The following is a 26,260-nucleotide window of genomic DNA, read 5'->3' on the forward strand; positions in this document are numbered from 1 at the left end:
TTCTTAGAAACTGCCAAAGTGCATTTTTAATTAAAAAACAAATTCTGTTAGTTTTTTATTTAAGTTATTATCAATTAGTAAACATTTTTTGCTTTTTGATAAAAAAATTGTAACAGAATGAACAATATCGGCAAGACAGAGGAACAGCTTAACCTGGCAGAACTGTCAAAAAAAATCCCATTGGTTGAAGAGCGTTTAAATGTTGGTGTAAGGCAGGTAGAAACCGGTACCGTCCGGATCAATAAAAAAATAATATCCCAGGAAGTAAGCCAGGAAATTCCGGTTACACAAGAAGAAGTACACGTAGAACGGATTGCTATCAATGAATATGTTGAAACCGCACCTGCAACCCGTTATGAAGGCGATACTACCATAATTCCGGTGGTAAAAGAAGTATTGGTAGTAGAAAAACGACTGATGCTGGTAGAAGAACTGCGCATTACCAAAAAGCATGTTACTACAACAACTACCATTAACGAGTTGCTTCGAAAAGAAGAGATCGAGATCAGCAGAATAGACACAACACAATAACAAATCAATAAATTAATTAACAATTTTAAAAACAGTAATCATGTCACAAACAGTAATTGGAATTTTCGACTATACAAGTGAGGCCCAGGAAGCCGTAAATTACCTTGTAAACAATGGTTTTAGCAGATCAGACATTGATTTGTCTTCACGTGCTTCAGAAACAGAAGGAACCTCAGTTTCTAATGATGACGACGAAGATGATAATAGTATTGGCGGATTCTTTAGTAATCTGTTCGGAAGCAACGATGAAGCCGAAAAATATACTAAAGTCGGCCGTAAAGGTTCTATCGTAACCGTTCACGCAAAAAACGATCAGGAAGCTGAAAGTGCAGCTAAAATTTTGGATAACTACGGCGCTATTGACGTTAACGAACGTGCAGAACAATACAAAAGCAGCACTACAGCTTCAGGACTTACCGGTGCAGTAAATACAAATGAGGCGGATTCAATCAAAATCATTGAAGAAAAAATGAACGTTGGTAAACGCGAAGTTGAAACTGGCGGAGTGCGTTTACGCAGCCGTATTGTGGAACAAGCGGTACACGAAGATGTACGTTTGCGTACAGAACGCGTTCGTGTAGCACGTACAAATGTTAATCGCCCGGCTACTGAAGCTGATTTGGCCAACTTTAAGGATGCTACTATTGAAATGACAGAGCATGCAGAAGTGCCTGTAGTTGCTAAAGAAGCATTTGTTACCGGCGAAGTTTCTTTGGAAAAAGAAGTACAGGAAAACAACGAAACCGTGCAAGGAACTGTTCGCAAAACTGAGGTAGATACAGAAAATCTGACCAGTCAGGACAATGCCATTACCACAAAAAACAGCATAACAGGCGGAAGTACAACCGCAGGAGATGATGCAGGTTTTTATAAATAAGCCTTTCTGATCAGCACAAAATCCTGGTAAAAGAAGCGTCAGTAGTAAAATGCTGACGCTTTTTAGTTTTTTTACTTACTAATTTATCAATAATTATGGCAGAATTAAATGTACAATCTGTATGCAGATTTACAAGAAAAGTATTTGCTTTTAAAACTAATTGTCTATAAATCATATTACTAATAAAATTAAAAATTATGTTTGATCAAATCTTACAACTGGTTAAAGACCAGATGAGCGGAAACTCTCAAGTAACATCCGCTATTCCAGCCGGACAAGAAGATGCCGTTCATCAGGAAATTGCAAGTCATATTACCAATGGTTTACAAAACCAGGCTGCAGCATCTGGTGGTGCTGGTGGTTTATTATCCATGTTAACCGGAAGCATGAGTTCTGGCAGCCCGATTACCAGCGCAATAGAAGGCGGACTGGCAAGTAGCTTAGGCAGTAAATTTGGTTTGCCACCAATGGCCACAGGCGCTATCGCTGCTGCTTTACCTGGCTTATTACAAAAATTTGCCCGTAAAGTTAATGACCCTAATGATTCCAGCATTACACCAGATAGTTTGCAAAATTCTCTTTCTGGCGGAAACAGCGGCGGATTATTAGGTAGCTTAAGTAATTTGTTGTAGTAAAAACAGTATTGCTATTAATACTAAAGCCAGCACAATTTGTGCTGGCTTTTTTTATTTAATTAAAAATAGGATTTTAAGTTTCTTTGTTAAGGTATAATAAGTAGAAGAGATGGGAATAACTTTTTGTTGATATTTTAAAAAATGTTTAAATTTCTATCATAAAAATTTATAGTGCTTCTTTTAAGCCTATAAATTCTATATTTAAATGTTGTATCGATACAAAAAGAAGTATAGACTAAGGATTTTTATCTGGTAAAAGAAGCATTGCAAGTAAGTTGAATATAATTTAAACAGCTACTATTTTTTGGTTGTATGCTGTAAATTTAGCTATTGAAAGGGTAAAAATCAGAGTTGCAGAAGGGGGACATCGTATTCCGGAAGATGTAATTGTAAGATATTGTTATAAAGGGATTTCTAATTTGAACAATGTCTTTACAAGTTTATGTGATTATTGGATTGTTATTGATAATTCAATTAAACCTTATTCTGTTATTGCAACTGGTGAAAATGATTCAAGTATCAAAATTAAAAAACAAGAAGATTGGATGAAAATTATAAATTCAGCAAATGGAAAGAACTAATTTAAAGCATGAAGAATTAATTCAAAAAATTGAAAAAGGCTTGGATTTAACTTTTAAAAAATTGAAGTTGTTTAAACTTTTTTTTTGGCCCTCTTTTTTGGGGCCGATGCTTCTTTTATCGCCTAAAAATCACTAAAGACCTATAAGGTTTTCAAAACCTTGTAGGTCTTTAGTGATTAAATGTAAACACCAATTTTACCCGGTAAAAGAAGCATGGGCACTAAACCTGGGCATGCCGGAGAACCAAATTTAAATGGGCCCAAAAAGTTTAAACAACCTCATTATTAAAAGCCAAACGCCAAACTGGTGGTGTTTTTGTTTTTTCTGAGAATGGTGTTATCAGGAAAGTCAAGGCTGAAGATGTAAAGGAATAAAAAAGGGGTTTCCACTTACCGGAAACCCCTCTTTAAATATAATTATATAAAAATAGCCGGTAAAAACAGTATGTATAAATCAGGAATTCAAAAACACAAAGTTGTGGTCAAATTCATCTAATTTAATGTTACTGTCTTTGTTTACTTTGCCAGCTAATATTTGTTTGGATAGTTCGTTTAGCACCTTTTTTTGGATAACCCGTTTTAGCGGACGGGCGCCAAATTGCGGATCGTAACCTAATTGTCCTAACCATTCAAGTGCGGCATCGGTAGCTTCAATATGGATGCCCATTTCTTCTAAGGTATGCTGCAATTGGTTAAATTGTAATTTTACAATATTGCCAATTTCATCACGGCTTAGCGGGGTGAACATGATGATCTCATCAATCCGGTTTAAAAATTCCGGACGGATAGTTTTACGCAACAGTTCAAACAATTCGTTCTTGGTTTTCGCAACTACTTCATCATGGTTCAGCTCGTTCAGTATGGTAAAGTTTTCCTGAATAACGTTAGAACCAATGTTGGAAGTCATGATGATGATGGTATTTTTAAAGTTTACCACGCGGCCTTTATTATCTGTTAAACGGCCATCATCCAAAACCTGTAACAAGATGTTGAATACATCCGGATGCGCTTTTTCAATCTCATCCAGCAAAACCACACTGTATGGTTTCCTGCGGACAGCCTCGGTTAATTGTCCGCCTTCATCATAACCAACATAACCCGGAGGCGCACCGATTAATCTGGAAACAGCATGGCGTTCCTGATACTCACTCATATCGATCCGTACCAAAGCAGATTCATCATTAAAAAGGTATTCTGCTAATGCCTTTGCTAACTCAGTTTTACCCACACCGGTTGTTCCCAAAAAGATAAAGGAACCAATTGGCTTACGCGGGTCTTGCAAACCTGCACGGCTTCGGCGGATGGCATCAGAAATTGCTTCAATCGCTTCTTCCTGGCCGGCTACACGTTTGTGCAGTTCATCTTCTAAATGCAACAGTTTTTCGCGTTCGCTCTGGATCATTTTAGAAACCGGAATACCAGTCCAACGGGAAACCACACCGGCAATGTCATCGGCTGTAACTTCTTCTTTCAACATACGGCCGTCGCCTTGTTCGTCTTCCAGCTGCTTTTTTAGCTTTTCAACTTCGGCTTCTGTTTCTTTGATTTTGCCGTAACGTAATTCAGCAACTTTTCCATAATCACCAGCACGTTCTGCCTGTTCCGCTTCCAGTTTATAGTTTTCTATCTGTTCAATTTTAGAGTTGATGTTATCCACCAAATCCTTTTCACCTTGCCATTTTGCACGGACAGAATCACGTTCGCTGGATAAGTTTGCAATTTCTTCGCTCAGCTCTTTCACCCGTTTTTCATCGTTTTCGCGTTTAATGGCTTCGCGTTCAATTTCTAACTGCATAATCCGTCGTTCCAGTTCATCTACCACTTCCGGAACAGAATCCATTTCCAATCGTAATTTAGAAGCAGCTTCGTCCATTAAATCGATAGCTTTATCTGGTAAAAAGCGATCAGAAATATAACGTTGCGACATTTCAACCGAAGCAATAATCGCTTCATCTTTAATCCGCACTTTATGGTGGGTTTCGTATTTTTCTTTTATGCCACGGAGAATAGAAATCGCATCCGCGGTGTCAGGTTCATCAACCGTTACTTTTTGAAAACGACGTTCCAGCGCTTTATCTTTCTCAAAATATTTTTGGTATTCGTTTAAAGTAGTTGCGCCAATTGCCCTTAGTTCGCCACGTGCCAACGCAGGTTTTAAAATATTTGCTGCATCCATTGCACCTTCGCCGCCGCCAGCGCCAACCAAAGTATGGATCTCATCAATAAACAGGATAATTTCTCCATCTGCCTGGGTTACTTCTTTTATCACTGCTTTTAAGCGTTCCTCAAACTCTCCTTTGTATTTCGCGCCGGCAATCAGCGCGCCCATATCAAGCGAATAAACAGTTTTAGACTTCAGGTTTTCAGGAACATCGCCTTTGATAATCCTGAAAGCAATCCCTTCGGCAATGGCCGTTTTACCAACGCCCGGCTCACCAACCAAAATCGGATTGTTTTTAGTACGGCGCGATAAGATCTGGATAACCCGGCGGATCTCTTCATCTCTTCCAATTACCGGATCAAGCTTGCCTGATTCTGCATATTCATTTAAGTTACGTGCGTATTTATTGAGCGAGTTATAGGTTGCTTCTGCGTTTTGCCCTGTTACTTTATTGGTTCCGCGCAATTCTAAAATTGCTTTTTTAAGGTCTTTTTCGGTTGCCCCAGAATCTTTGAGTAAAGAACTTGTTTTATCATTAGCCGCTAAAACAGCTAACAAAAGATGTTCTACAGATACAAATTCGTCTTTAAATTCTTTAACATACGACAATGCTTTTTGCAAAGTACTGTTGGTGCCAGACGATAAATAAACATCACTGCCGCTAACTTTTGGGTAAGTAGCAATTTGTTCGTCCAGCGAAGTATTAAGCCGGTTTATGTTAACGTTAAGTTTTTTCAGCAAATAATTTACAACGTTTTCATCCACCAGCAACATTCCTTTCAGCAAGTGCGCATTTTCTATCGCCTGCTGTTGGTTTCCGGAAGTAATTTCAGATGCTTTCTGAATAGCTTCCTGAGCTTTTATGGTATAGTTGTTTAAGTTCATAGTAATTACTCTTTTACAAATTCACTACCAAAGCTACAAGTTAACAGTAGAAGGGAAAATTTGTCAGGGAGATTTAATTTGAAAAGACAAAAGGGCAGTGCCGATTATGGAAACGCTTTTTTTAATATAATTGGGGTTAGAAATAATACTTTTAAAAAATATTAGGATTTTGTTTGTTCAATACGTAAAAATCGTATAACAAATAACATTGCTCAGCCTTTAAGCTAACATAAATAACTTGGACAAGCTCTTTTTTAAAAAAATACCTGCCGGATCAAAAGCACAATTTCAGTCTTTTTACCTGCTTCAAAATTTACAAGTAATCAAAATATTTAGTTCCATTTTTTTTTGTTTGAACTTATTTTTACGCATCGTTTCCTTTTTTTACCAAAAAGATTTAAGCGCTTTTAAATATTACCAGGAACACAACTTTGTAAATTGGATGCATTTACTGGTTTTGCCTTTATTCCTTTTTCTGGATAGATTACTGTTGATGGCCTATCAGCATAAAACAAAAATCACTATATACGTTACCAGAATTTTTACAATTGCTTTTGGAAGTTATCTTGTAATTAGCGGTATGTTAACCAGTTTTATGGCGATGCATAATCCGCATAATACCTTAACTTTTTTTATGGTTGCTTTGATCATTACCGCCGGAACATTGGTTTTTGAAGTGCCGGAAGTAATCATCATCATTGCTGTTATAGAAGCAGTATTTTATGCTTTATTAAAGTTCAATATTGCTAACAACACAGATTTTATCTACAACATTCTGGCAAGTATAGTATTATCGACCGGTTTTTATATGGTCTCCAGGTATCTCTATACTTACAAATTCAAGAATTTTTTGCAGCTGATCCAAATCGAGCAAAACAATATTGAGCTGCAAAAAGCTAGCAACTTTAAAAATGAAGTGCTTGGAATGGTTGCACATGATCTGCGGAATCCGATTGCCGCAATCGAATCTATTGCTTCGCTGATGGAGATGGACGAGCTTGACAAAGAAACGGGAGAGAACGTAACGATGATTAAAGCATCGTGTGTAAAGGCACGTGAAATTGTAAACGAACTGCTGGAAGCTGCGCGTGATGAAAGCGATTTAGAACTTGTAACAACCGTGGTTAATGTAAATGAGTTGCTGGTGAGTTTGGTTAACGAATGGAAAAATCAGAATGTGGGTAACGAGATTGTTTTTGTATCTGCGGATAAAAACAGCTACTCCAATATTAATACTGAAAAATTTCATCGCGTTTTAGATAACCTGATTACCAATGCTGTTAAGTTTTCAGAGCCGGAAGGCAAAATAGAAGTCAGGTTAACAGAAGTTAAGCAAGATGTTTGTATTGAAGTAAAAGATTACGGTATTGGTATTCCTCAGCATTTATTACCTTATATTTTTGATCGTTTTACCAAATCAAGCCGTAAAGGTTTACGGGGAGAAAAATCAACCGGTTTAGGATTAAACATTGCACGCCGGATTGTAGAAAAACACGGCGGAACGATGGAAGCAGAAAGCATAGAAAACGAGGGTTCCATTTTTCGCATCTGTTTACCAAAGGCCGATGCTTCTTTTACCGCCTAAAAATCTTACTCTGCAGCCTTTTCCAGGTAAAAGTTGTCGCTGAAATTAATCAGGAAGAGCTCTTTTGTTGCGCGGGTACACGCAGTATAAAACCAGCGGAGGAAATCTGTGTTCAACATATCTTCCGTTAAATAACCCTGGTCTACAAAAACTGCGTCCCACTGGCCGCCTTGCGCTTTATGACAGGTTACGGCATAAGCAAATTTAATCTGCAAAGCATTAAAATAGGGATTGGCTTTCAGCCCTTCCATTTTTTTCTGGCGGCTGGTTAGGTGTTCGTAATCCTTCATCACTTCTTCATAAAAGCGCTGGTTTTCTGATTGAGAAAGACTTGGTGTTTCGGTGTAAAGTGTATTAAGCATCACGGTACAGTCTAAAGTTAAAGCATCTGCATAATCGGTAAATTCTATTTGTACATCAGCAAACTGAAAACCATACATTTCTCTGATGTTGCGTACTCTTTTTATCTGGCCAATATCTCCGTTGGCAATAAAATCTGTGCTGGTTTCTTCATTTTCTTTTAACCAGAAGTAATTGTTGCGCACCACCATTACAAAATCCCCTCCCGTAAGTTCTTCTTCCCGGTACAAAATACGTGCACGTACTTGCTGGTTGTAACTATTTGCGTTTTTATTGGAACGGCAAATGAGCAACGTGTTTTCTATGCCGTATTTATTGTAGGCATAATTTAAACCTTCTTCCAACCGTTCGCCAGTCATCCGGTAAATATCTTTAAAACCTTTCGTGGTAATTTGCGGATATTCTGCTTCTTCATTTCGGATCAGGTTCCGCATTAACGTTACGTTTTCTAAAATACCCGAATTTTTTTCCTGCCGCATCACTTCGGTCAACTCATAACTAAATATTTTCAAATGAAATAAATCTTTCAGCAACTTTGGCTCGAGAGCAATACTGTGTTCAGAACCAACAGGAGGAAGCTGCGCCGTATCACCAATTAATAAAAGCTTACAATTACGGGAATTATAAACATATTCAACCAGGTCGTGTAATAAACTGTTGCCGTTCCCATTGCCTTCTCCAGAAATCATAGAAGCTTCATCAACAATAAACAATGTGTTTTCGTGCAGGTTATCAGCGGTAGAAAAAGCAAGGTCTGGCGTTACGGCGCTTTTTTTACGGTATATTTTTTTGTGGATGGTAAAAGCTTTCCGGCCCGAGTAACTGCCCATTACTTTAGCTGCTCGGCCGGTTGGTGCCAGCAAAACCGACTGGTATTGATAGTTTTTAAGCAGCTTTACCAATGCAGCCAAAGCAGTAGTTTTACCCGTACCGGCATATCCTTTCAGGATAAAACAAGTATCTTCATCGGTATTGGTTAAAAAACGGTGCAGCAGGTTAAACAGCTCCATTTGCTGTTGGGTTGGCGTATGCGGAAAAGCTTTAAGCAGAAGGCTTTCGTTCATCATCCCCAAAAATGACTATAAAAACGGTTAAAGTCTATGCCAAAAATTTTTACTTTTGTTTACCGATGCACTTTGTCCCGATAAATTATTCCGATCCTGGTTTTAACCCTGTTCACACGGCTGATTTTCAGTTGATGGTTATTTTAAGCCAGGATACTTTTAGCTATGCTGTCCGTCATCCTGCAACACAGAGGTTGGTGAGCGTAAGTACAGATAATCCATTAACCGAACTATTTGAACTGCAAAACAACTTGGGTTTATTAACCTCATCTTACCAAAAAGTTGTTGTAGCGGTTGAAACGCCTAGTTTTTGCCTCGTCCCAAATGCTATTTTTACACCTGATAATTTGCTGGACTTTGCAGCTTTTTTGTCGGTAAAAGAAGCAGATGTGATTTTAACTGATGAAATAGAAAACGGACAAAACAAGGTTATTTTTACTTTTGATGAAGGGCTGGTACAAAAATTAGCAGCGCATTTTAATACCACAAAAATTGAATTTGCACCAAAAAGCTGGATAAAAACAGTAATACAAGCAGAACTTCCAGGGCAAAATTTGTATTTGATGATCGAAAAGGACCAGTTGCAGGTGTTGTATCCGGAACGGAAAAATGTGCGTTTTTATAACCAGTTTTCCTGCTCAAGTATCGACGAATTAGTTTATTACACCGCGCTGGTAGCAGAACAGTTAAAGCTAAAACCACAGGAAACCGCATTGATTATTTGCGGCAGGGCAGAAGCAGGTGATGAACAGGTGCTTCGTTTAAGGCAGTTTTTTAAAGAAGCCAGTTTATTTAATACACCTGCTTTTAAACAACGCAACAATTTGCAGCAGCATCAGGTAGTTAATTTTTTAGGTTTGATTTAATGCGGATAATTGGAGGACGTTTAAAAGGGTTACGCTTAAACCCACCCAATAATTTACCGGTGAGGCCAACAACAGACCTGGCCAAAGAAGCATTGTTTAACATTTTAAACAATCTGCTGGATTTTGAAGGTTTAAAAGTGCTTGATCTATTTAGCGGGACCGGGAATATTGCGATGGAATTTGCTTCGCGAAATGCAGAAAAAGTAGTAGCGGTTGACCGTGCAGCACAATGTATATATTATTTAAAAGATATGGCAGCCAAACATCAACTGCCTGAAATTATCACTTTTAAAGCGGATGTTTTTAAGTTCCTGGAATTGGAAACCGATCAATACGACGTTATTTTTGCTGATCCGCCTTACGATCTGGATAAAATTCCACAATTGCCAAATGCTGTTTTTATCCGTAATTTGTTGTTAACTAATGGTTTGTTAATTATAGAACATCCATCTTATCAAAATTTAAGCAATCAGCCTAATTTCAGCGAAAAAAGAATTTATGGAAATACTGCTTTTTCTTTTTTTAAAATTGAAGGTGTTTAAACTTATTCCGTCTATTTTATATGCTTCTTTTACCATATAAAAATCATAATATCTCCGTACTTTTTGTAATACTGCAAAAAATACAGGCATAAAAGAAGTATTATAATTAAGGCTTAAAACAGTTCCATTTTTGGGAACTGTTTATTATCTTTGATAAATCTTTGAGAGTTATTGCTAAAAAAACACTTCGCGACTTTTGGGAGATACATCCCGATTGTGTACATCAATTAAAATCTTGGTATCAAGAGGCAAACACTAATAATTGGAATAATCCTGCTGAAATTAAAATGAAGTATCCGAGTGCAAGTTTTTTAGCAGATAACAGAGTTGTATTCAATATAAAAGGAAATAGTTATAGGCTAATTGTTAAAATAAATTACGACTATCAAATGTTGTGGATAAGATTTATTGGCACACATGCAGAATATGATAAAACGGATGCAACAAAAATTTAAATAGGATGATTATTAAACCCATTAAGACTGAGCAGGATTATCAACAAGCTTTAAAGCGGCTGGAACAGATTTTCGACTCTAAGAAAAATTCTGCTGAAGGAGATGAATTGGAAGTATTGGGAATTTTGATTGCGAAATATGAAGATGAACATTTTCCTGTGGGCTTTCCAGATCCTATTGAAGCTATAAAATTCAGAATGGAGCAAATGGGATATAACCAAACTGATTTGGCTAAAATGGTTGGCTTAAAAAGCAGGGCAAGCGAAATTTTAAACAGAAAAAGAAAATTATCTTTAGAGATGATCCGATTACTCCATGAAAGTTTGAAAATTCCGACAGAGGTTTTGATCCAGGCTTACTAATAAAAATTTAGCTGTTGTTTTTCCTGATCTGAAATTATCATACTTATTTATTCATCTACTAATTAACTATGAAAACTGCCCTTTTTCCCGGTTCTTTTGATCCGGTTACCAAAGCCCATGTTGATATTTTAAAACGGTCAGTCAGTCTGTTTGATAAAGTTTACGTTGGAATTGGTTTAAACAGCACTAAAAAACCTTTTATTACACCAGAAAAGCGGGAACAAATGCTAAAAGCTGTTTTTGCAGATGAGCCGCGTATAGAAGTAATTGCTTATGAAGGCTTAACAGTTGAATTTTGTAAACAAATTGGCGCCGCTTACATGATCCGTGGTATCCGTACCGTTTCTGATTTTGAGTACGAAAAAGCCATTGCCCAAATGAACCATGCTTTAGAACCCGAAATAGAAAGCATATTTATTGTAAGTAAACCGGGTTATTCTTCCATCAGCTCTACCATTGTGCGCGAAATTTTAAAGTATAACGGCGATGTAAGCCAATTTATCCCTAAAGAGGCACTTCCGTTTCTGTAAGTAAACCTATAGTATCCAAAACATCAACAATAGATGGATAGGTATTTTGGGTTAAAATGGTAAATTTTTCGCGCGTAAACCAACATGCCTTGGTGATGCCTTCTTCCTTTTGCGGTTTTAATTTTTCCTGTCCTTCTGCTTTCATCCGGTACCAGTGTGTTTTTTTCAAAGCCAGTTCTTTGTTACGCTGCGGATAAACGTGATAGGTTTTACAAATTTTTCTGCCTGCTTTTTTTACCCGGATACCGCATTCTTCTTCCACCTCCCTCACAGCGGCTTTCCGTGTTTTTTCCCCTTCTTCAATTTTCCCTTTTGGTAAGTCCCACACACCGTTTCTAAAAATAACCAAGTACTCTTTGCGCTCGTTTCTAACTAAACCGCCTGCTGCTTCAATCAGCCTGACACTTTTAGCCAGCTTTTTCAAAGTTGATTTGGCATTTTTACACAAAAACAAGAATTTTTGTTTCTCAGCAGAAGCGGAGATAAGCCGATAAAGATTTTTCAAATCAGCAACCTCAGCACTCAAGTCCTGGTAAACTGTTAAATTTGGGGGTACAGCTTCTGCAACAACCAAAAGTTTCTCGTTGATGTAAATATGAAATATGGTATTTTCCATAGTGTGTTTGTCGTGTTTAACCAATAAATTCAGGTTCAGGTTTATGCCTGCCAATTTTACCGGCGTAAAAGAAGCATAAATTATTGTAATCGTTAAAATAAAAAAAGGTTTGCACCGTCAGATTAATTATCTAACCGGCACAAACCTTCAATTCGGCTTGATATTGGGCGTATTACATTAATAATGTATTACATTAGCATCGGAAGCGCACTAAAAATAGTGCTGTAATTTTCAATGGCAATTTCCAGATCCATTTTTACTTTGGTGGTATCACGGTGTTCTGCTTCTGCCATACTCAATAAACCACTTTTTTCTTCTATATCGTTACTCAGTTTTTTTAACAAGGCTTGAATTTCCATAACAATTGTTTTGTTTATCTATCTATACGTAACCAGTGCTGCTATAGTTATTATTATTTTCATTTTTTTTTAAAATAAAAAATGGTGGAAAATAGCCTGGCATTAGCCGGGGTTTGCAGTAGTGTTGTTTACTAAAGCAGCACAAGCAACAGCATAAAAAGGGGGGGAGGCAACTTTATAACAAATTAATTGGCCTGATGCCCTAAAACCAGGCAAGATTTTTATCTTTGCTAAGCTGAAACAGGTACTTTTTAAACAGTGTACCACCCGGCAACTGATTAACAATTATGATAATATTTTTAATAAGGGAAATTAATTTAGCGGCAAAGTGCTTTTTCAACCCGGAAAATAGCGACAATTTATTTAACCTTACTAATTGCAGCTATGTTTCATAAATTAGAAGTTGAACAGCAGGTTGCAGAATTTTTATTACAGATAAAAGCGATTAAACTACAGCCCGACAAACCTTTTACCTGGGCGTCTGGATGGCAATCGCCTATTTATTGCGATAACCGTTTAACACTTTCCCATCCAACCATCCGTACTTACATCCGCCAGCAAATGGTTGCCATGATTCAGGAAGAATTTGGTGCTGTGAGTTGTATTGCAGGTGTAGCAACCGCCGGAATACCCCAAGGGGTTTTGGTGGCGCAGGAATTGGGGATGCCTTTTTTATACGTACGGGCCAAACCAAAAGAGCACGGGACCGGAAACTTGGTAGAAGGAGAGTTGCACCGCGGCCAGCGAATTGTAGTAGTGGAAGATTTAATTTCTACCGGTAAAAGCAGCTTGCAGGCTGTAGAAGCCTTGCGTGCAGCAGGCGGAGATGTTGCCGGTTTAGCAGCTATTTTTACCTACGGTTTGGATGAAGCAACCGAAAATTTTAAAAATGCCCGTTGCCGTTTTGCTACTTTATCAAATTATGCGGCTTTAATTAAGTATGCAGCGAATCATCAATACGTAAACGATAATCAGATTGAAGTGTTACAGCAATGGCGCACTAATCCGTCTGAGTGGGGGAAGTAGTTATTTGAGTTTAATTTTTTTGTTATGACTGTTATTGAAAGTAAAGTTACCATTAATGCACCTGCTGCATCGGTTTATAATTTTTTAGCTGATCTGAATAATCATCATCAGTTAATGCCCGAAAACGTGGTGGGGTGGACAGCCACAAAAGATGAAGCCCGTTTTAATATCCAAAATATGGCCAAGCTTGTTCTACAGGTTAGCAACCGTAACCCAAACGAAATTTTGATTAATGCAGTAGAAGCGCCACCTTTTCCGCTTGAACTAAAATGGCAGATAAAAGAAGCAGGTACGCAAACGCAGGTTTTCTACACCATTTCTGCTGATATGAATATGATGATGAAAATGCTGGCAAGTGGCCAGTTACAAAAATTGGCCGATTTTGAAACCCAAAGGTTGAAGGAGCTGGTTACGAAGTAAGCTTTCGTTAGCAATGCTTCTTTTACCACATAAAAATCTACATCTTCAAAATTTCTTCTTGTAAAAACAATGTAAGTTTTCTTCACAAAACCCTTCATAAAGCTTGTGCTGCGTATATTGTTTACAATCGTAAATTTGTAAACTATGAAAATCCACATCAAAATTTATAACCTTATTTTTGGCGCATTGCTTTTTGCTTCCTGCGGACAAGCTTCTTCCAATACTTTAACAACTACCGAAGAACCCGGAAAAGATGAAGGTGTACGCAAAATAAACTTAACTGCGCCAAAAGGGAAAGCAATTGCCGCTTTTGCCGAAGGTTGTTTCTGGTGCTCGGAAGAGATTTTTGAAGATGTAGCAGGCGTAGATTCTGTAATATCAGGTTATTCCGGCGGTCATACGCAAAACCCAACTTATGAAAAAGTAAGCACCGGAACTACAGGTTATGCCGAATCTGTGTTGGTTTATTATGACCCTAAAAAAGTTTCTTATCCCGAATTATTAAAAGTTTTTTATGCTTCGCACGATGCTACAACGAAAGATAAACAAGGGCCGGATGAAGGCACGCAATATCGTTCTGTTGTTTTCTATGCAAGTGCGTCAGAAAAAGCAATGGCAGAAACGGCTAAAACCGACGCACTAAAATCAGGTATGTTCCAACGCGCCATTGTTACGCAAATTGTTCCTTTAACCGCTTTTTATCGTGCGGAGGAATACCATCAGAATTACGCGAAACACAACAAGGATAATCCTTACATCCAGAATGTATCCGAACAACGTTTCGAACAGTTTAAAAAAACGTACAAAGGCAAGTTAAAACCTTAACATGAATTTTCATACCAGAAAATGGGTAAAGCCGGAAGACCTGAACCCAAACGGTACTTTGTTTGGAGGCAGTTTATTGATGTGGATTGATGAAGAAGCAGCAATTTATGCTATTTGCCAATTAGATAATCCGCATGTGGTTACTAAATTCATGTCTGAAATTAACTTTGTAAGTTCTGCCCGGCAAGGCGATATTATTGAATTGGGAATGGTGGCCACTAATTTTGGCCGTACTTCAATTACCCTGCATTGCGAGGTGCGGAATAAAGTTACGCGCAAAAGCATTTTGACCATTGATAAAATTGTTTTTGTAAATGTTGACCATGATGGAAACCCGTTCCCTCATGGTAAAACCCACATTACCAGTTCAGACGAAAAGTTTAAGAATCAGTAACATTAGCACCATACTGTTTTTATGCCGGTAAAAACAGTATGGATTTCCTGAAACATAATATCGGCACGTAGGTTAACCACACAACCTTTAAATTATGCTATCTGCACATCCCATTCAAAAAATTGTTATTTTTCGCGCCTTGCAATTAGGCGATATGCTATGTTCTGTTCCTGCTTTCCGCGCTTTGCGTACGGCTTATCCTGATGCACATATTACTTTAGTTGGTTTGCCCTGGGCCGAAAGTTTGATAGACCGTTTTCCGGAATATTTTAATGCTTTTATTGCTTTTCCGGGTTATCCCGGTTTACCGGAACAGGAAGTAAACCCTGAAAAAATAATTTCTTTTTTGCAGGAAATGCAGCATGAAAAATTTGATCTGGCTTTACAAATGCAGGGAAACGGTTCCATTGTAAATCCAATGGTGGAGTTGTTTGGCGCTTTTTATACTGCCGGTTTTTACCGGGAAGAAGATTTTCGCCCAAGTTCGTTATATTTAAAATATCCCGAAGGCATCCATGAAATCCACCGGCATTTATTGCTGATGAACCATTTAGGTATTCCCTCTGTTGGGCAGGAACTGGAGTTTCCGCTTAACAGTTATGATTATGATGCCTTTGATCAGTTAAACTTACAAATCATTCCGCAAAAGTATATTTGTATCCATCCGGGTTCACGCAGTGTTGCCCGCCAATGGCCGCCTGCTTATTTTGCTGCTTTGGCTGATTATTGCCAGGAGCAGGGATTTGATGTAGTGATAACCGGAACAAAAGATGAAGAGCATTTAGCGGCAGAAGTAATGCAAAACATGAAACATGAAGCTTATAATATGGCCGGTAAAACTACTTTAGGTGCTCTTGCAGTAATGATTAAAAATTCTTATGCCCTGATTGCAAATTGTACAGGCGTATCGCACATTGCTGCAGCTTATGGTACGCCAAGTATCATCATCAGTTTGCATGGCGAGCCGGAAAGATGGTCGCCATTAAACCAGATGAAACATCGGACTATTGACTGGACCAGGACACCAAATTTTAATTTGGTAAGGGAACAATTAACAGAAGTAGTGCTTTAGTAAAATACCGGATAGTTACGGATTTTGGACTAATCAATACAATTTAATTTTAACCAAAAGGGGCTGCTTATAATAAGCAGCCCCTTTTGGTTTAATCAGCTAAAAGCTAAAATTCCACAAATATTTTTTACAATTATTTTCGTGGAGGAGTAGTACTACCAGTGCCAGAGCCTGCTCCGGTACCTGAACCTGAAGTTCCGGTTGTGTTACTTGTACCGGTTCTTCCTGTGCTTCTGCCAGAACGGGATGTTGAACCAGAACTTGTGCCTGTACCTGAAGTTCCGGTTGTGTTACCTGTTCCCATGGTTGAACCGGAAGTACCTGAATGAGAGCTTCCACTCTTCATCGTACTTTTGCCTGATTTACTTGTACCAGAACTTTTTCTGTGCGTTCTGCCAGACTGCGTTCCGCTTGAGTTGCTACCGGTACCCATTGTTGTACCAGAACCCGTTGATCCAGAACCTGTTGAACCAGTTTGGGTTGTCTGTGCCGATGCACTTTGAAATACCCACATAAACATTGCTAACATCATTGCCACACTTACCTTTTTCATAAGAAATAATTTTATTGGTTTAATATGAATATAAACATTGCAAGTTGATTTCAGTTTTTAATTATTTTTCCTAATAATAGAATTATTAAACCTTTGCAGGTTTTGTTTTATAATTTTACGCCTCTCAAAAATTCTTCTACGTTCATCCTTTTTTTGCCTTCCAGTTGTACTTCTTTTACCAGGATAAAACCATCGGTACAGGCAAATTTTAAAAAGGTTTTATGGTCTGTAAGAAAGCCGCCAGCAGATATTGCAGTTTCGGTAATTTGTTTTTCGGCCTTGTATATTTTAAATATTTTATCATTTAAATGGGTAAAAGCAGTTGGGTATGGGCTTAAACCTCTGATGAAATTATAAACCTTTTCAACCGGTTGTATCCAATTGACCAGGCAATCATCCTTAAAAATTTTAGGTGCATGTTTTAATGCAGGAGAAGTTTCCTCAACCTGTATTAATTCGCTTTGGGGCACTTCTTTAAAGTTATTGTCAGCTATAACCTGTACTGTTTTTACCAGTAAATCTGCACCAATTTTCATCAGCTTATCATGTACATCGCCGGCTGTATCTGTTTCTAAAATGCTTGTTTTGTCTGTTAAAATAATATCTCCGGTATCAATTTCGTGTTTCAGAAAAAAGGTGCTTACTCCGGTTTGGTGTTCTCCGTTAATTATAGCCCAGTTAATTGGCGCGGCACCACGATAATCAGGCAGAAGCGAAGCATGCAGGTTTATGGTTCCTTTTGGCGGCATACTCCACACAACTTCCGGCAGCATCCGGAAAGCAACCACAACCTGTAAATCTGCCTGCAGCTTTTGCAGTTCCAGCAAAAAATCTGTGTTCTTTAATTTTTCAGGCTGAAGCACTTTTAAATTATTTTGTACCGCATATTGTTTTACGCTTGATTGTGAAACCTGCTGGCCTCGTCCTGCCGGTTTATCAGGCGCAGTAACCACTGCTACTACATCCATTCCGGCTTTTATTAAAGCATCCAGCGAAGCAACTGCAAACTCGGGCGTGCCCATAAAAACGATCTTCATAACTAATTTTATTTATACAATACGTATTTCTGTCGCATTGCTTTATAACGGCTTAATTCTGGTTCCCAGCTTTGGCGGATTTCTTTTTCACTTTTGCCTGCCATAATTTGTTCCTTAAAAAGAGTAGTCCCGGCAAGCTTATCAATGTTTCCCATCTGTTTACTTTGCGACATATCAAAGAATTTTTCTTTATACGGATAGGCTTTATATAATTCCATCATCCATTTTAAATTGATCTGCCCGCTTTTATGCAGTTTTACTGTATTGTAATTCCTCAAATCCAATCCGTAACAAACCTCATTCTGATGCAACGGTGTTTCAGATTTTCCTGGAATGCTTACCGGTGTAAAAGAAAACGGATAAATCCCTTTCAAATCCGGGCTGCCTAAAACCGTAAAAGGCATGTAAGTACCGCGGCCCTGGCTAATTGTTGTACCTTCAAACAAACATAATGACGGATAAAGTAAAACCGATTGCTGCGTATTGAGATTTGGGGAAGGATTTACAGGCAAAACGTAATCCAGGTCATGCATGTAATTTTTTACAGGTATTACTTTGATTTTGCACTGCATTTTATCCGGAAGCCAACCTTCGCCATTAACCATTTGCGCAAATTCGCCAATCGTCATTCCGTGTGTAATTGGAACCGGAAACCTGCCAATTCCAGATTTTAACTTCATATCCAAAACCGGACCATCAACAAAAGCATTTGGGTTTGGCCGGTCCAAAATGATCAATTCTTTTCCGTTCTCGGCACAAGCTTCCATCACATCAGCCAGCGTATTAATGTTTGTGTAGAAGCGACAGCCAACATCCTGAATATCAAAAATCATGATGTCAATCGCATCCATGTCTTTTTTAGAAGGTTTTCTTTTTTGACCGTAAAGGGAAATAACCGGAATGCCAGTTTCTGCATCAATCTCATCGGTAACTTTTGCACCGTTACTGGCGTTGCCGCGAAAGCCATGTTCCGGGCCGAAAATTTCTTTTATACGGATGCCCAGTTTCAGCAAACTGTCTACACTTGGGACCAACCTTGTTCCAATTACAGAAGTTTGATTGATCACCATTCCCACATTTTTCCCTTTTAAAAGCGGTACGTACAATTCTGTTTGATCGGCACCGGTTTGTATAGTTGGATTTTGTGCACAACAAAAATTAGCCTGTAAAAGAAGCATGCCAACAACCAGAAAAAGTAGCTTTCTGTTTCTCATAAAAATTATTGTTCTATTCATACTTATATCAGTAATGCTTCTTTTATCAGGTAAAAATTATGAAACAGTAACAAATTGAAAACTAAAACTGACCTCACGGCGTTCTCCGTTTCAGTATCATCAGTATAGTTTCAGCTTAAAACTGCATCTTTGCCAAGATACAAAAAAATCAATATCCGCAGTTGAACATAGCTACCTTTATAGCAGGCCGCATCTCTTTCCGCAGCAAACGCACTTTCTCTAAAATGATTGTGCGCATTGCCATTACAGGTATCATGCTGGGTTTGGGCGTCATGATTTTGAGCTTGGCCATTGTAAAAGGTTTTAAGCAGGAGATCCGGGAAAAAGTAAGAGGTTTTTCGGGAGATATTCAAATTGTTAAGTACGATTTAAACGTTTCTTACGAAAATTCCCCTTTTACTGCAGATCCTGCCTTGCTCCGCCAAATCACTACCAATAATGCATTTACGCATCTTTCGGCTTTTGCTACCAAACCGGCAATTATCAAAGCAAATGATGCCATTGAAGGCGTGGTTTTAAAAGGCGTTGACCAAACCTACAACTGGTCTTTCTTTAAGAAAAATATGTCTTCCGGCCGCGTACTTGATTTTAAAGATTCTGTAGAAGCGCAAAAACAGATCATGATCTCGCAGTTTACAGCAGACCGTTTAAAGCTGAAAGTAGGCGACGATTTCCTGATGTATTTTGTACAGCAACCTTTGCGGAAACGTAAGTTTAAAATTGTCGGTATTTTTAATGTTGGTGTGGAAGAAGTAGATAAAACCTTTGTAATCGGTTCGCTTTCGCTCATCAGGCGTTTAAACGACTGGAAGCCGAATGAAGTTGGCGGATATGAACTGCAAATCCCTGATTTTAATCACTTAGAGCAATCAGAAACAGCATTAAACAATTTTTTGCCGATAGAACTAAAATCATTTACCGTAGAACAATTCTACCCGACTATTTTTGAATGGCTGAGCCTGCTCGATATAAATACGCAAGTTATTTTAGTCTTAATGCTGATTGTTGCAGTAATCAACATGATCTCTGCCTTGCTGATCATGATCCTGGAACGGACCAACATGATCGGAATACTTAAAGCAATGGGCGCCAACAACTGGAGCATCCAGCAAATGTTCCTGCTCAATGCACTTTATTTAATTGGTGCCGGCCTGGTATTAGGCAATCTATTTGGGGTTGGAATAAGCTATTTTCAAAACTACACACACTTTTTCAAGCTCGACCAGGCTTCGTATTACATGAATTTTGTGCCGATCCAACTCCATTTAATGGATGTATTGCTGCTTAACATCGGCACATTGGTAGTTTGTGTTTTGGTACTTCTGATACCTTCCATGCTGGTAAGTTCTATTTCGCCGGTTAAAGCAATCCGGTTTAAATAAGGAGCAAAAATTTGCGGAACTGAAACTTATCAATGCAACTTTTATCAGCATAAAACAGTGAAAATATCAGCAGCAGGTACAAAATAAAAATGCCTTTGCGATAAAAAATTGATTAGAAATTAAAATGGTCAGGTTTTTGTATTTATTTTGAAAACCAAAATCTACTATTATGGAACAAAAACCAACAGATTTTTCAGCAGCAGAAAAGCAGGGATCTCAACCGGGAATTGAAGCACAAATGGATCCAAAGCCCGAATATATCAGCGAAAATTATAAAGCCGCGGGCAAACTAAAAGGTAAAAAAGCATTAATTACAGGTGGCGATAGCGGCATTGGCCGTGCCATTGCCGTTCATTTTGCCCGAGAAGGTGCAGATGTGGCCATTGTTTATCTGGATGAAGATGTAGACGCAGAAGAAACAAAAAAACTGATCGAGGCAGAAGGCCGCAAAGCGTTGCTGATAAAAGGTGATGTAAGCGATCCGGAAACGAGTGTAAAAGCTGTACAGCAAACCGTTGATGCTTTTGGCAGATTAAATATTCTGGTAAATAATGCGGCACAGCAATATCCGCAAAAAGACCTTTCAGGCATCAGCAACGAGCAATTAGAAAAAACGTTTAAAACCAACATCTTCGCTCATTTTTACTTCGCAAAAGAAGCATTGAAACATTTGCAGGAAGGCGATTGCATCATCAATACTACTTCGGTTACAGCTTACCGTTCTTCGCCAACCCTGCTGGATTATTCTTCCACAAAAGGTGCCATCACAGCTTTTACACGTTCGTTGGGAACAAATTTGGCCGAGAAAAAAATACGTGTAAACGGAGTAGCGCCGGGACCAATCTGGACGCCTTTAATTGTTTCCACTTTTGAAGGGGAAAAGATCGAACAATTTGGTAAAGAAACGCCGCTTGGCCGTGCTGGCCAGCCATCAGAAGTTGCACCTGCTTATGTTTTTTTAGCTTCGCAGGATGCTTCTTACATCACCGGACAAATTATTCATGTTAACGGTGGCGAAGTGGTAAACGCTTAAATCAATAAAGTTTTATAAATAAACACAATGGCTGGAAACAACATTCCGGCCATTTTTATTCGTTTAATTTGTGTTGAAGGCTTTATTTCGAGAAGTTTTTCTTCAAATTTAAATGCTTCTTTTACCCGATAAAAAATGTTATTTCCAACTAAAACTAATATTTATGCTGATGAAACGGTTAAAGTTTTAGAACGGGAAATTGCTGCGCTGGAAGCGGAACTGATTGAATTAGAAACAGAGGTAAACGTTTTTCAATTGCAAATTCAATCTGCTTTATCAACCCAAATCCACCGGATCCAGGAATTAACAGTTTTATATAAAAATCAAAAACAGGCAAAAAAACTAAAACGCTTAGAACAGAAAAAGCGCGGCAAAAACTACCGGGAACCAGTTAGTTTGAAAACCCGCAATGCTTCTTTTACCGCACAAAATTTGGTTTCTGCGGATGACCGGCAGGAACTAAAACGATTGTATAAAGAAGCCATCGTGCAAATCCATCCTGATAAATTTGTGGATGCTGACAATGAATTAAATGAACGCGCAACGGCTGTAACCGTAAAATTGAACGAGGTTTATAAAAGCGGAGATTTGGAAGAACTGAACCGTTTGCACGAGCATATCATCAGCGGAAATGCTTTAACTTATGTTCCTGATCGGCCCAAAACGATAAATGATTTGTCTGCTTTGATGCTGTTTTTACAGCAGAAAAAACAGAAACTGCAACACTTACTGCAAGAAATTAAAACTTCTGCTATCTATAAGTTATTTGAAAGCCGAAAAGATATACGGGCATTAATTCAGGAATTAAAAATTCAGTTTGAAGAACGCATTGTTGTGCTGGAAAAGAGAACGAAATAGCAGCAACACAATTTTTAAATGCTTCTGTTGGAATTTAAGTTTTAACAAAAGTATTTACATGACTACTACAAATATCAATACAATCAACCAGGAAAACGACGACTTAAAAGAAACACTTGTTTTCTTACATTATTTTGGAGGATCTGCGCAAAGTTGGTTAGGGGTAATGGCACTTTTACAGAACGACTTTAATTGCATTGCGCTAAATTTGCCTGGCTTTGGCGGAGAACCAGCTTTGCCAGAACCTTCTATTGCTAATTATACTTCTTTTATCAGGGAAAAATTAGAATCGCTTAATATTGAATCTTATGTTTTGATCGGACATTCCATGGCCGGAAAAATTGCGGTTGATGTTGCAACCAATGAACCAAACTTTGCAGTAAAACAATTGATTTTAGTGGCGCCTTCCCCGCCAACAGTAGAACATATTTCGGATGAGGAATTGCAACGGATGCTGCATCATCCCAACCAAATAGAAGCAGAAACAACAGCAAGAAAAAACACCTTAAAACGATTAACGCAAGAACAATACGAGCTGGTAATTAAGAATAATTTGGAAACAGACCAGAATACCTGGAATTGGTGGTTAACGGAAGGCGTGAACCATTCAATAGCCGACGATGCTGCCCATTTGTTTTTGCCAATTACGGTTTTGGCTTCCGAAGACGACCCTGCAATTAGTTTTGAAAGTACTTTGAAAGAAACCATGCCGCATTTGCCGGATGCCAAATTAATTACAACAAAAGGAGTAGGGCATTTAATTCCGATGGAAGCGCCGGAATGGCTGGCAGAACAAATTAAGCTGGCAATCATCAAAGAATAAATCAGCATAAAATGATTAGAGTTTGCTGAAATGATACAAGGGTTTAAAATAAGAGATTGATAATTTCGATTGATGAAAACGAAGATTTTATTTACAGTATTGCTTGCAATTGCAAGTTTGCTGATCAAAGCACAACCTGTTAAAGTTCATGGAAAGTTGCAAGTGGTAGGAACGCAATTGCAGGATGAACACGGACAGCCGGTTGTTTTACGCGGAATGAGTTATGGCTGGCACAATTTCTGGCCGCAATTTTATAATGCCGGAACGGTAAAGTGGCTGCACCAGGATTGGGACTGTACTGTTTTGCGCGCGGCAATGGGCGTTGACCCGGCAAAAGGATATATCCAGGACCCGGAAGGCTCTAAAGCAATCATCGAAAAAGTAGTAGATGCTGCTATTAAAGAAGGAATTTATGTGCTGATCGATTTTCACAGCCACAATATTCATTTAAAAGAAGCTAAAACTTTTTTTACTGAAATGGCTAAAAAATATGGGGCCAAGCCAAATGTTATCTATGAGATTTTTAACGAGCCAGATGATGAAAAATGGCCGGAAGTAAAAGCTTATGCGCAGGAAATCGTTTCAACTATCCGGGCTATTGATCCGGATAACATCATTTTAATTCCGACTACACATTGGGACCAGGATGTAAATATTGCTGCCGACGATCCTTTAACCGGTGTTAGCAATGTGATGTACACTTGTCATTTTTACGCTGCAACACACAAACAATGGCTGCGCGACCGTTGCGATTATGCTTTGAAAAAAGGCTTACCAATATTTATTTCAGAATCGGCAGGAATGGACGCATCAGGCGACGGACCGTTAAATATGCCGGAATGGCTAGTCTGGATCGATTGGGCAGAAAGCCACAAAATCAGTTGGATTACGTGGTCGGTTTCTAATAAAGATGAAACCTGCTCTGTGTTGACAAAAGATGCCAACCCAACCGGTAACTGGAAGGAAAGTGATCTGAAAGAATCTGGTATTAAAACAAGGACGTTTTTGCGAAAGTATAATGGAGCCCAATAGCATAATTATGCCGAAATTGTTTCGGCATGATTTTTACAAGCTGATTTTCCTTTTGTTGCATGTTACTTATTTAATTGGTTATCCAAACTTGGATGCTAATTTTTAGGTGATAAAAGAAGTATCAGGAGAGAGTGTACGTTTACTTTTAACTAATTCATCAATATACACGTATTATTTCTAAAAATTTGGCGAGATGAATGTTGGAATATTAAAAGTGCTCCGTTTTCAAAAACTTCTGTTTATTGTGATATTTTTTACTTCATGTGCACACGTTGAATCCAAATTTAGATTCTGTCGCTTTTGACTATGTTGTTATACCAAGCAGTGGATAATATGCTTCTCCGGGAACTTATACTGATGTTACGGAAATCCCAAAATTTTAAATGCCTGGCAGAAGTTATGTTTATTTAGAAAGTATTAAAAAAATCTACTTTATGTAACATCTTCAATCAACTAAAACAACAATGCCCCAACCTTTTAATTTTTCTGCCGATTACGTGTTAGAAGATGATTTTGTAAAGCTTCGTCCAGTAAAAGAAAGCGATTATGAAAACCTTCTTCCTTTTGCTTTAAATGAACAAGAGATATGGAAATATTCTTTAGTTCCAACAGCAGGTGCAGAAAACTTAAAAAATTATATCGATGCTACATTGGCTGCGCGGGAAGCAGAAAAAGAATATCCGTTTATTGTGTTTTGATAAGCGCCAGAAAAAATATGCCGGAAGCACACGCTTTTACGATATACAATTGCATAAATAGACGCTGCAACTGGGTTACACCTGGTACGGAAAAGCTTTTCAGGGTACAGGTTTAAACAAGCACTGCAAGTTTTTACTGCTGCAATTTGCCTTTGAAAAAATTGGAGTGGAAAGGGTAGAGTTTCGGGCAGATAACAACAATAAAAGAAGCATTGCCGCCATGCAAAGTATCGGTTGCACGGTAGAAGGCGTACTTCGAAGCCATGCACCTACGCACGATGGAAAACGGCGAGACAGTATTATTTTAAGTATTTTAAAAGACGAATGGTTTGGTACGGTAAAAGAAGCACTGGCAGCTAAAATCAGGGTAAAATAGGTTGAATTTAAAGCCGGGACTTGCTTTTATCTCTGCCTGATAAAAAAAATCCGTAGGGAACTTAAACCCTACGGATTGAAAAACAAGCACTCTGGTTGCGTTTAAGCAACAGGGTGCTTGTTTAAGAAAGACGTAACTTTTGTTTTTAACATGTGCGGCTTTCCTTCATGGTCAAAATTAAAAACGCCGTTAATTATCACTTCATCTTCACAAACCGGACATTCTACTACCATGTTCGTGATCCGTAATTTCTCAATATTAGCTAAATGCTTTCCTGCTACGCGGATTATTCCGCCATGCTCCGGGCAAATAATTCTCATGATCTTAAATATTAAGTGGTCTAACAAAAATTTGAGGGTTGACAAGCCCATAAAAACCTCAACCCGGCACAATGAACAGGTGACAGTTAAAGCCATCACCTGTTTGTATGGATATTTATTTGATTTCTGATACCTTTTCTATTTTATAGGTTTTTAAACCTTCAGGCATTTCCCAGATCACTTCGTTTCCAACATAATATCCTAACAAAGCAACACCTATGGGAGAAAGGACCGATATTTTTTTGCTTGATATTTTTGCTTCAATAGGTGCTACCAGGTCAAAGGTAAGTACCGCTTTGGTTTCCATATCCCTTACCTGTACCGTTGTATTAATGGACACTACATCCAAAGGCAGGCTTTTATTGGGCAATACTTTGGCAGATTTGAGCTCCTTTTCAAGTTTCTTTTTATTGTAATCCGATAGGTTGGTATTGAATTTTAAATGGTTCTTTAATAGTCCGTAAATGCCTTTTGACAGGCTTAATTGAATCGCTTCCATGAAATTTGTTTAAATAATAAAAAAAAAAAACGGTTAATGTGGTGCGGTTTCTTTAATACAACGTCATGTGCGCATTGTAAGTAAAGGTGTAATCAATTTTTATCACTGATTATAAAATCCTTGTTCTTACACCTGCAATCATTTAAATTGAAGATTTTTGAATATGACAGTAAGAAAGATTGACCGAAAGGCCCCAACCTTCTGCAGGAAGGGGCTTACTTAATAAAGTCCTTACTGCTCATTTGAAATGAATAACCTATGGGGAAATT

Annotated in this window: 31 protein-coding genes; 22 read left to right on the top strand and 9 right to left on the bottom strand. The window is 38.2% G+C overall.

All coding sequences use genetic code 11. The annotated features are described in order from the left end of the window. The first annotated feature begins 117 nt into the window (after positions 1-117). The 4 genes from GO621_RS16720 (at position 118) to GO621_RS16735 (ending at position 2,624) form a co-directional block, all read left to right on the top strand. Entirely contained in the window at positions 118-531 is a 414-nt protein-coding gene (locus tag GO621_RS16720; protein WP_157569145.1) for a YsnF/AvaK domain-containing protein, read from the top strand. 40 nt (positions 532-571) lie between these two features. Further along, positions 572-1,408: a YsnF/AvaK domain-containing protein gene (locus GO621_RS16725; protein WP_157569147.1), complete on the top strand. Its 837-nt coding sequence runs from the start codon at positions 572-574 to the stop codon at positions 1,406-1,408. 197 nt (positions 1,409-1,605) lie between these two features. Then, entirely contained in the window at positions 1,606-2,040 is a 435-nt protein-coding gene (locus tag GO621_RS16730; protein WP_157569149.1) for a DUF937 domain-containing protein, read from the top strand. 311 nt (positions 2,041-2,351) lie between these two features. Beyond that, positions 2,352-2,624: a hypothetical protein gene (locus tag GO621_RS16735; RefSeq protein ID WP_157569151.1), complete on the top strand. Its 273-nt coding sequence runs from the start codon at positions 2,352-2,354 to the stop codon at positions 2,622-2,624. Positions 2,625-3,077: 453 nt separating this feature from the next. Here the strand turns inward: GO621_RS16735 and clpB are convergent, their stop codons facing one another. Beyond that, positions 3,078-5,669 carry an ATP-dependent chaperone ClpB gene (clpB, locus tag GO621_RS16740; protein WP_157569153.1) on the bottom strand — a complete coding sequence of 864 codons (2,592 nt, stop codon included), beginning with the start codon at positions 5,667-5,669 and terminating at the stop codon, positions 3,078-3,080. 352 nt (positions 5,670-6,021) lie between these two features. On the opposite strand from clpB, the gene GO621_RS16745 reads away from it, so the two are divergent. Then, positions 6,022-7,254: a sensor histidine kinase gene (locus tag GO621_RS16745; protein ID WP_157569155.1), complete on the top strand. Its 1,233-nt coding sequence runs from the start codon at positions 6,022-6,024 to the stop codon at positions 7,252-7,254. 5 nt (positions 7,255-7,259) lie between these two features. Here GO621_RS16745 and GO621_RS16750 read toward each other — a convergent pair whose 3' ends face one another. Continuing rightward, positions 7,260-8,681: an ATP-dependent DNA helicase gene (locus GO621_RS16750; protein ID WP_157569157.1), complete on the bottom strand. Its 1,422-nt coding sequence runs from the start codon at positions 8,679-8,681 to the stop codon at positions 7,260-7,262. A gap of 8 nt (positions 8,682-8,689) precedes the next feature. On the opposite strand from GO621_RS16750, the gene GO621_RS16755 reads away from it, so the two are divergent. From GO621_RS16755 to coaD, 5 genes are all read left to right on the top strand, one after another. After that, a complete protein-coding gene (locus GO621_RS16755) occupies positions 8,690-9,544 on the top strand; it encodes a DUF3822 family protein (protein WP_157569159.1) in 855 nt (284 codons plus the stop codon). Beyond that, on the top strand, positions 9,544-10,086 hold the full coding sequence (locus GO621_RS16760) for an RsmD family RNA methyltransferase (RefSeq protein ID WP_157569161.1): 543 nt from the start codon (positions 9,544-9,546) through the stop codon (positions 10,084-10,086). Before GO621_RS16755 ends, GO621_RS16760 begins: the two co-directional genes overlap by 1 nt. Positions 10,087-10,247: 161 nt before the next feature. Further along, on the top strand, positions 10,248-10,541 hold the full coding sequence (locus tag GO621_RS16765; protein WP_157569163.1) for a type II toxin-antitoxin system HigB family toxin: 294 nt from the start codon (positions 10,248-10,250) through the stop codon (positions 10,539-10,541). 5 nt (positions 10,542-10,546) lie between these two features. Beyond that, complete coding sequence (locus tag GO621_RS16770; RefSeq protein WP_157569165.1) at positions 10,547-10,903, top strand: helix-turn-helix domain-containing protein; 357 nt, start codon at positions 10,547-10,549, stop codon at positions 10,901-10,903. A gap of 68 nt (positions 10,904-10,971) precedes the next feature. Then, a complete protein-coding gene (gene coaD / locus GO621_RS16775) occupies positions 10,972-11,433 on the top strand; it encodes a pantetheine-phosphate adenylyltransferase (RefSeq protein ID WP_157569168.1) in 462 nt (153 codons plus the stop codon). Here coaD and GO621_RS16780 read toward each other — a convergent pair. Next, positions 11,408-12,049 (bottom strand): NUDIX hydrolase, encoded by a 642-nt coding sequence (locus GO621_RS16780; RefSeq protein WP_157569169.1) that lies wholly within the window; start codon positions 12,047-12,049, stop codon positions 11,408-11,410. The two genes, coaD and GO621_RS16780, sit on opposite strands and share 26 nt — an antisense overlap. 188 nt (positions 12,050-12,237) lie before the next feature. Continuing rightward, positions 12,238-12,408: a hypothetical protein gene (locus GO621_RS16785; RefSeq protein ID WP_157569171.1), complete on the bottom strand. Its 171-nt coding sequence runs from the start codon at positions 12,406-12,408 to the stop codon at positions 12,238-12,240. 384 nt (positions 12,409-12,792) lie between these two features. Between GO621_RS16785 and pyrE the strand changes: the two genes are divergently transcribed. The 5 genes from pyrE to GO621_RS16810 all read left to right on the top strand — a co-directional run bounded on the left by pyrE (position 12,793) and on the right by GO621_RS16810 (position 16,145). Further along, complete coding sequence (gene pyrE, locus GO621_RS16790) at positions 12,793-13,434, top strand: orotate phosphoribosyltransferase (RefSeq protein ID WP_157569173.1); 642 nt, start codon at positions 12,793-12,795, stop codon at positions 13,432-13,434. A gap of 24 nt (positions 13,435-13,458) precedes the next feature. After that, entirely contained in the window at positions 13,459-13,854 is a 396-nt protein-coding gene (locus GO621_RS16795) for an SRPBCC family protein (protein ID WP_157569175.1), read from the top strand. A 144-nt stretch (positions 13,855-13,998) separates the two neighbouring features. Further along, positions 13,999-14,679 carry a peptide-methionine (S)-S-oxide reductase MsrA gene (msrA, locus tag GO621_RS16800; RefSeq protein WP_157569177.1) on the top strand — a complete coding sequence of 227 codons (681 nt, stop codon included), beginning with the start codon at positions 13,999-14,001 and terminating at the stop codon, positions 14,677-14,679. Position 14,680: 1 nt separating this feature from the next. Beyond that, positions 14,681-15,073, top strand: a complete 393-nt coding sequence (locus tag GO621_RS16805; RefSeq protein WP_157569179.1) for an acyl-CoA thioesterase — start codon at positions 14,681-14,683, stop codon at positions 15,071-15,073. Positions 15,074-15,167: 94 nt separating this feature from the next. Then, a complete protein-coding gene (locus GO621_RS16810) occupies positions 15,168-16,145 on the top strand; it encodes a glycosyltransferase family 9 protein (RefSeq protein WP_157569181.1) in 978 nt (325 codons plus the stop codon). Between the two features lie 133 nt (positions 16,146-16,278). On the opposite strand, the gene GO621_RS16815 is transcribed toward GO621_RS16810, so the two are convergent. From GO621_RS16815 to GO621_RS16825, 3 genes are all read right to left on the bottom strand, one after another. After that, complete coding sequence (locus GO621_RS16815) at positions 16,279-16,698, bottom strand: hypothetical protein (RefSeq protein WP_157569183.1); 420 nt, start codon at positions 16,696-16,698, stop codon at positions 16,279-16,281. 107 nt (positions 16,699-16,805) lie between these two features. Further along, positions 16,806-17,735 carry a methionyl-tRNA formyltransferase gene (fmt, locus tag GO621_RS16820; RefSeq protein ID WP_157569185.1) on the bottom strand — a complete coding sequence of 310 codons (930 nt, stop codon included), beginning with the start codon at positions 17,733-17,735 and terminating at the stop codon, positions 16,806-16,808. 8 nt (positions 17,736-17,743) lie between these two features. After that, a complete protein-coding gene (locus GO621_RS16825) occupies positions 17,744-18,913 on the bottom strand; it encodes an exo-beta-N-acetylmuramidase NamZ family protein (RefSeq protein WP_232335692.1) in 1,170 nt (389 codons plus the stop codon). Between the two features lie 218 nt (positions 18,914-19,131). Between GO621_RS16825 and GO621_RS16830 the strand changes: the two genes are divergently transcribed. The 7 genes from GO621_RS16830 (at position 19,132) to GO621_RS18940 (ending at position 25,172) form a co-directional block, all read left to right on the top strand. Further along, entirely contained in the window at positions 19,132-20,352 is a 1,221-nt protein-coding gene (locus GO621_RS16830; RefSeq protein WP_157569189.1) for an ABC transporter permease, read from the top strand. A 169-nt stretch (positions 20,353-20,521) separates the two neighbouring features. Continuing rightward, entirely contained in the window at positions 20,522-21,385 is an 864-nt protein-coding gene (locus GO621_RS16835; RefSeq protein WP_157569191.1) for an SDR family oxidoreductase, read from the top strand. Between the two features lie 135 nt (positions 21,386-21,520). After that, positions 21,521-22,243 (top strand): hypothetical protein, encoded by a 723-nt coding sequence (locus tag GO621_RS16840; protein WP_157569193.1) that lies wholly within the window; start codon positions 21,521-21,523, stop codon positions 22,241-22,243. Between the two features lie 58 nt (positions 22,244-22,301). Continuing rightward, on the top strand, positions 22,302-23,066 hold the full coding sequence (locus tag GO621_RS16845; protein WP_157569195.1) for an alpha/beta fold hydrolase: 765 nt from the start codon (positions 22,302-22,304) through the stop codon (positions 23,064-23,066). Between the two features lie 72 nt (positions 23,067-23,138). Next, the gene (locus tag GO621_RS16850) at positions 23,139-24,098 is read left to right on the top strand and encodes a glycoside hydrolase family 5 protein (protein ID WP_157569197.1); all 960 of its coding nucleotides are present in this window, start codon (positions 23,139-23,141) and stop codon (positions 24,096-24,098) included. Positions 24,099-24,562: 464 nt separating this feature from the next. Beyond that, positions 24,563-24,796, top strand: coding sequence for a GNAT family N-acetyltransferase (locus tag GO621_RS18935; protein WP_198170293.1), 234 nt, complete (start codon positions 24,563-24,565; stop codon positions 24,794-24,796). A 70-nt stretch (positions 24,797-24,866) separates the two neighbouring features. After that, complete coding sequence (locus tag GO621_RS18940; RefSeq protein WP_232335693.1) at positions 24,867-25,172, top strand: GNAT family N-acetyltransferase; 306 nt, start codon at positions 24,867-24,869, stop codon at positions 25,170-25,172. A gap of 101 nt (positions 25,173-25,273) precedes the next feature. Here the strand turns inward: GO621_RS18940 and GO621_RS16860 are convergent, their stop codons facing one another. Both GO621_RS16860 and GO621_RS16865 read right to left on the bottom strand, forming a co-directional pair. Further along, the gene (locus tag GO621_RS16860; protein ID WP_157569199.1) at positions 25,274-25,492 is read right to left on the bottom strand and encodes a hypothetical protein; all 219 of its coding nucleotides are present in this window, start codon (positions 25,490-25,492) and stop codon (positions 25,274-25,276) included. A gap of 115 nt (positions 25,493-25,607) precedes the next feature. After that, on the bottom strand, positions 25,608-25,991 hold the full coding sequence (locus GO621_RS16865; protein ID WP_157569201.1) for a GreA/GreB family elongation factor: 384 nt from the start codon (positions 25,989-25,991) through the stop codon (positions 25,608-25,610). Between the last annotated feature and the right edge of the window lie 269 nt (positions 25,992-26,260).

Source organism: Mucilaginibacter arboris, assembly GCF_009754915.1.
Lineage (GTDB): Bacteria > Bacteroidota > Bacteroidia > Sphingobacteriales > Sphingobacteriaceae > Mucilaginibacter_A > Mucilaginibacter_A arboris.

Bases quoted from the DNA above. Each gene is read 5' to 3' on its own strand.
- GO621_RS16825 (WP_232335692.1), bottom strand. From the start codon at position 18,913: ATGCTTCTTTTACAGGCTAATTTTTGTTGTGCACAAAATCCAACTATA.
- GO621_RS16725 (WP_157569147.1), top strand. From the start codon at position 572: ATGTCACAAACAGTAATTGGAATTTTCGACTATACAAGTGAGGCCCAG.
- pyrE (WP_157569173.1), top strand. From the start codon at position 12,793: ATGTTTCATAAATTAGAAGTTGAACAGCAGGTTGCAGAATTTTTATTA.
- GO621_RS16815 (WP_157569183.1), bottom strand. From the start codon at position 16,698: ATGAAAAAGGTAAGTGTGGCAATGATGTTAGCAATGTTTATGTGGGTA.
- GO621_RS16755 (WP_157569159.1), top strand. From the start codon at position 8,690: ATGACTATAAAAACGGTTAAAGTCTATGCCAAAAATTTTTACTTTTGT.
- GO621_RS16845 (WP_157569195.1), top strand. From the start codon at position 22,302: ATGACTACTACAAATATCAATACAATCAACCAGGAAAACGACGACTTA.
- GO621_RS16805 (WP_157569179.1), top strand. From the start codon at position 14,681: ATGAATTTTCATACCAGAAAATGGGTAAAGCCGGAAGACCTGAACCCA.
- GO621_RS16795 (WP_157569175.1), top strand. From the start codon at position 13,459: ATGACTGTTATTGAAAGTAAAGTTACCATTAATGCACCTGCTGCATCG.
- GO621_RS16835 (WP_157569191.1), top strand. From the start codon at position 20,522: ATGGAACAAAAACCAACAGATTTTTCAGCAGCAGAAAAGCAGGGATCT.
- GO621_RS16785 (WP_157569171.1), bottom strand. From the start codon at position 12,408: ATGGAAATTCAAGCCTTGTTAAAAAAACTGAGTAACGATATAGAAGAA.
- coaD (WP_157569168.1), top strand. From the start codon at position 10,972: ATGAAAACTGCCCTTTTTCCCGGTTCTTTTGATCCGGTTACCAAAGCC.
- GO621_RS16750 (WP_157569157.1), bottom strand. From the start codon at position 8,681: ATGATGAACGAAAGCCTTCTGCTTAAAGCTTTTCCGCATACGCCAACC.
- GO621_RS16760 (WP_157569161.1), top strand. From the start codon at position 9,544: ATGCGGATAATTGGAGGACGTTTAAAAGGGTTACGCTTAAACCCACCC.
- GO621_RS16860 (WP_157569199.1), bottom strand. From the start codon at position 25,492: ATGAGAATTATTTGCCCGGAGCATGGCGGAATAATCCGCGTAGCAGGA.
- GO621_RS16865 (WP_157569201.1), bottom strand. From the start codon at position 25,991: ATGGAAGCGATTCAATTAAGCCTGTCAAAAGGCATTTACGGACTATTA.
- GO621_RS16770 (WP_157569165.1), top strand. From the start codon at position 10,547: ATGATTATTAAACCCATTAAGACTGAGCAGGATTATCAACAAGCTTTA.
- GO621_RS18935 (WP_198170293.1), top strand. From the start codon at position 24,563: ATGCCCCAACCTTTTAATTTTTCTGCCGATTACGTGTTAGAAGATGAT.
- msrA (WP_157569177.1), top strand. From the start codon at position 13,999: ATGAAAATCCACATCAAAATTTATAACCTTATTTTTGGCGCATTGCTT.
- GO621_RS16780 (WP_157569169.1), bottom strand. From the start codon at position 12,049: ATGGAAAATACCATATTTCATATTTACATCAACGAGAAACTTTTGGTT.
- GO621_RS16720 (WP_157569145.1), top strand. From the start codon at position 118: ATGAACAATATCGGCAAGACAGAGGAACAGCTTAACCTGGCAGAACTG.
- GO621_RS16810 (WP_157569181.1), top strand. From the start codon at position 15,168: ATGCTATCTGCACATCCCATTCAAAAAATTGTTATTTTTCGCGCCTTG.
- fmt (WP_157569185.1), bottom strand. From the start codon at position 17,735: ATGAAGATCGTTTTTATGGGCACGCCCGAGTTTGCAGTTGCTTCGCTG.
- GO621_RS16840 (WP_157569193.1), top strand. From the start codon at position 21,521: ATGTTATTTCCAACTAAAACTAATATTTATGCTGATGAAACGGTTAAA.
- clpB (WP_157569153.1), bottom strand. From the start codon at position 5,669: ATGAACTTAAACAACTATACCATAAAAGCTCAGGAAGCTATTCAGAAA.
- GO621_RS16850 (WP_157569197.1), top strand. From the start codon at position 23,139: ATGAAAACGAAGATTTTATTTACAGTATTGCTTGCAATTGCAAGTTTG.
- GO621_RS16730 (WP_157569149.1), top strand. From the start codon at position 1,606: ATGTTTGATCAAATCTTACAACTGGTTAAAGACCAGATGAGCGGAAAC.